The sequence below is a fragment of the Burkholderia sp. LMG 13014 genome (assembly GCF_905232215.1).
Classification (GTDB): Bacteria; Pseudomonadota; Gammaproteobacteria; order Burkholderiales; family Burkholderiaceae; genus Burkholderia.
The window spans coordinates 1-3,662 of record NZ_CAJNKE010000579.1 but is presented as its reverse complement, the minus strand read 5'-3'; the positions used below and the strand labels follow the sequence as shown (position 1 = coordinate 3,662).

Genomic DNA, 3,662 nt, shown 5'->3' with positions numbered 1-3,662 from the left:
ATTCTCCGCCCGGCGCGCGGCACGCTTCGCACTGCACCTGCGTGACCGTGCGCTGAGCCGGATCGGCCGTCAGCCGCACGGCCGACAGCTGGTTACCCCACACACACCCCGAATCGAGCGCGACGACGTTCTCGCGCAGCATCAGGCCGAGCGCGGCCCAGTGCCCGAACACGACCGTCACGTTCTCCGTGCGGCGCCCCGGTACGTCGAACCACGGCAGGTAGCCGGGCGGTGCGTTGTCGGGGCCGCCGTTCGCCTTGAATTCCATCGTCCCGTCGGGGGTGCAGAAGCGCAGGCGCGTGAATGCGTTGAACGCGACGCGCATCCGGTCGCGTTTCTTCAGATCCGGGCTCCATTGATACGGCTCGTTGCCGTACAGCTTTTGCAGCGTGTCACGCCAGTCGGGCGCGCGCAACGCGCGCTGGAGTTCGTCGGCGAGTTCCAGCACGAGCGTGGCATCCCACTGCGGCAGCATGCCCGCATGCACGAGCAGCATCCCGTTCTCCGCATGCACGAACGGGCGGTGGCGGACCCAGTCGAGCAGCGCGTCGGCGTCGGGCGCGTCGAGGATCTCGCCGATGGTGTCGCCCGGGCGTTCGGTGCGCAGGCCCGCGGAGACCGCGAGCAGGTGGAGGTCGTGATTGCCGAGCACGACGGTCGCGCGCGGGCCGAGGTCGACGAGCGCACGCAGCGCGGCGAGGGAGTCCGGGCCGCGGTTGACGACGTCGCCGGCGATCCACAGCGGCGTGTCGGCGGGGGCTGAAAGCTTGTCGAGCAAAGACTGGAAAGCGGCGTGACAGCCCTGGATGTCGCCGATGGCGATGGGGGGTGGAAGCATGAGGGTCGGATCGTGGCGAGTCTGGGTGAGCTGAGAAAGCATCATTCAAATACGGGCGTGACGCAAAGGACGTTCCACATCGGGCCGTTTGCGTGGCACAGGATTTTTGTGGCGCAAAGGGCCGGGGCGCTGTATCAAGTTGTTAGCAGCATGGAGTTGGCGCCGGCTGGATTCCTATAATTGGCATTTTCCCTCCGAAATTAACATCTCGTGACTTGGCCGGTCATGGCGACCGGTTAAAATGCCGGGCCTGATCGGCCGAGACTTGGCCACTGTGACATGACAAGAAGTGCGAAGTGCGCCTGTCAGGCGCGCCGCACACGATTATTACTAGAGGACGTTTCATGATCCTGGTTACCGGCGGCGCGGGTTTTATCGGTGCCAATTTCGTACTCGACTGGATCGTAGCTTCCGGCGAGGCCGTGCTCAATGTCGACAAGCTGACCTATGCGGGTAACCTGCGTACGCTGGCACCGCTGAATGAGAATCCGGATCATGTGTTTGCCCGTGTCGACATCTGCGATCGCGCGGCACTCGATGCGCTGTTTGCCGAGCACAAGCCGCGTGCCGTGATCCACTTTGCCGCCGAAAGCCACGTCGACCGCTCGATCCACGGGCCGGCCGATTTCGTGCAGACCAATGTCGTCGGCACGTTCACGCTGCTCGAAGCGGCACGCATGCACTGGAACGGCCTGGACGATACCGACAAGGCGGCGTTCCGCTTCCTGCACGTGTCGACCGACGAGGTGTTCGGGTCGCTGTCCGCGACTGATCCGCAGTTCTCGGAAACGACGCCTTATGCGCCGAACAGCCCCTATTCGGCGACGAAGGCCGGCTCCGACCACCTCGTGCGTGCGTATCACCACACGTACGGCCTGCCGACGCTCACGACGAACTGCTCGAACAACTACGGTCCGTACCAGTTCCCGGAGAAGCTGATTCCGCTGATGATCGCGAACGCGCTCGCGGGCAAGCCGTTGCCGGTCTACGGCGATGGCCTGAACGTGCGCGACTGGCTGTACGTCGGCGACCACTGCAGCGCGATCCGCGAAGTGCTCGCGCGCGGCGTGCCGGGCGAGACGTACAACATCGGCGGCTGGAACGAGAAGAAGAACCTCGACGTCGTGCACACGCTCTGCGACCTGCTCGACGCCGCGCGGCCGAAGGCGGCCGGTTCGTACCGCGACCAGATCACCTATGTGAAGGACCGTCCGGGCCACGACCGCCGCTATGCGATCGATGCGCGCAAGCTCGAGCGCGAACTCGGCTGGAAGCCTGCCGAGACGTTCGAGACGGGGCTCGCGAAAACCGTCCGCTGGTATCTCGACAACCAGGCGTGGGTGGACGAGGTCGCGTCCGGCGATTACCGCAAGTGGGTGGAAACCAATTACGCGCAACGCACGTGAGGGTCTGATCGATGGCACGTAAGGGCATAATTCTCGCCGGCGGCTCGGGCACGCGGCTGTATCCGATTACGCACGTCGTATCGAAGCAACTGCTGCCGGTGTACGACAAGCCGATGATTTACTACCCGCTGTCGACGCTGATGATCGCGGGCATTCGCGACGTGCTGATCATCTCGACGCCGCAGGACACCCCGCGCTTCGAGGCGATGCTCGGCGACGGCAGCCAGTGGGGGATGAACATCCAGTATGCGGTGCAGCCGTCGCCCGACGGGCTCGCCCAGGCGTTCATCATCGGCAGGGACTTCGTCGGCAACGATCCGTCCGCGCTGATTCTCGGCGACAACATCTTCTACGGGCACGACCTCGCGAAGCAGCTCGAGCGGGCCAGTTCGAAGGCGGCCGGTGCGACCGTGTTTGCCTATCACGTGCAGGATCCGGAGCGCTACGGCGTGGTCGAATTCGACCGCGCGTTCCGTGCGGTATCGATCGAAGAGAAGCCGGCCGTGCCGCGCTCGAGCTACGCGGTGACGGGGCTCTATTTCTACGACCGGCAGGTGTGCGATATCGCCGCCGACATCAAGCCGTCGGCGCGCGGCGAACTCGAGATCACGGACGTCAATTCGCGTTATCTGGCGGCCGGTGAGCTCGACGTCGAGATCATGGGGCGCGGCTATGCGTGGCTCGACACGGGCACGCACGATTCGCTGATCGAGGCGGCGACCTTCATCGCGACGCTGCAAAAGCGGCAAGGGCTCGTCGTGGCATGCCCGGAGGAAATCGCGTATCGCATGCGCTGGATCGACGCGGAGCAAGTGCTGGCGCTGGCACGACCGCTGGCGAAGAACGCTTACGGTAAATACCTGCAACACATTCTCGACGACCAATTGGCATGGCCATCCAAGTAACCGACACGGCATTGCCGGAAATCAAGATCATCGAGCCGAAGGTGTTCGGCGATGCGCGCGGGTTCTTTTACGAGAGCTTCAATGCGCGCGAGTTTGCCGAACAGATCGCGCCGGACGTGACGTTCGTGCAGGACAATCATTCGCGATCGGCGAAGGGGGTTCTGCGCGGGCTGCATTATCAGATCCAGCATGCGCAGGGGAAGCTCGTGCGGGTCGTGGAGGGCGAAGTGCTCGACATCGCGGTCGATATCCGGCGCAGCTCGCCGAATTTCGGCAAGTGGGTCGGCGTGCTGCTGTCGGAAGCCAATCATCGGCAGCTGTGGGTGCCGCCCGGCTTTGCGCACGGTTTCGTGGTGTTGTCCGACTCCGCGCAGTTCCTGTACAAGACGACCGACTACTGGTATCCCGAACACGAGCGCAGCCTGCTGTGGAACGATCCCGCGCTGGGTATCGACTGGCAGCTCGATGGCGAACCGGTGCTGGCGGCGAAGGATGCCGCCGGCAAGCCGCTCG

4 protein-coding genes are annotated in these 3,662 nt (G+C 64.2%); 3 read left to right on the top strand and 1 reads right to left on the bottom strand.

Annotated features, from left to right (window positions below; genetic code table 11):
* A partial coding sequence (locus tag JYJ84_RS31210) for a symmetrical bis(5'-nucleosyl)-tetraphosphatase (protein WP_175222841.1) occupies positions 1-838 on the bottom strand: 838 nt, incomplete at its 3' end.
* 344 nt (positions 839-1,182) lie between these two features.
* Here JYJ84_RS31210 and rfbB point away from each other — a divergent pair.
* From rfbB to rfbC, 3 genes are all read left to right on the top strand, one after another.
* Complete coding sequence (gene rfbB / locus JYJ84_RS31205; protein WP_175222840.1) at positions 1,183-2,244, top strand: dTDP-glucose 4,6-dehydratase; 1,062 nt, start codon at positions 1,183-1,185, stop codon at positions 2,242-2,244.
* 11 nt (positions 2,245-2,255) lie between these two features.
* Positions 2,256-3,149, top strand: a complete 894-nt coding sequence (gene rfbA, locus JYJ84_RS31200; RefSeq protein ID WP_122944639.1) for a glucose-1-phosphate thymidylyltransferase RfbA — start codon at positions 2,256-2,258, stop codon at positions 3,147-3,149.
* The coding region (rfbC, locus tag JYJ84_RS31195) for a dTDP-4-dehydrorhamnose 3,5-epimerase (RefSeq protein WP_205189915.1) at positions 3,134-3,662 on the top strand (529 nt) is incomplete at its 3' end. The genes rfbA and rfbC, both read left to right, overlap by 16 nt.

Bases quoted from the DNA above. Each gene is read 5' to 3' on its own strand.
- rfbA (WP_122944639.1), top strand. From the start codon at position 2,256: ATGGCACGTAAGGGCATAATTCTCGCCGGCGGCTCGGGCACGCGGCTG.
- rfbB (WP_175222840.1), top strand. From the start codon at position 1,183: ATGATCCTGGTTACCGGCGGCGCGGGTTTTATCGGTGCCAATTTCGTA.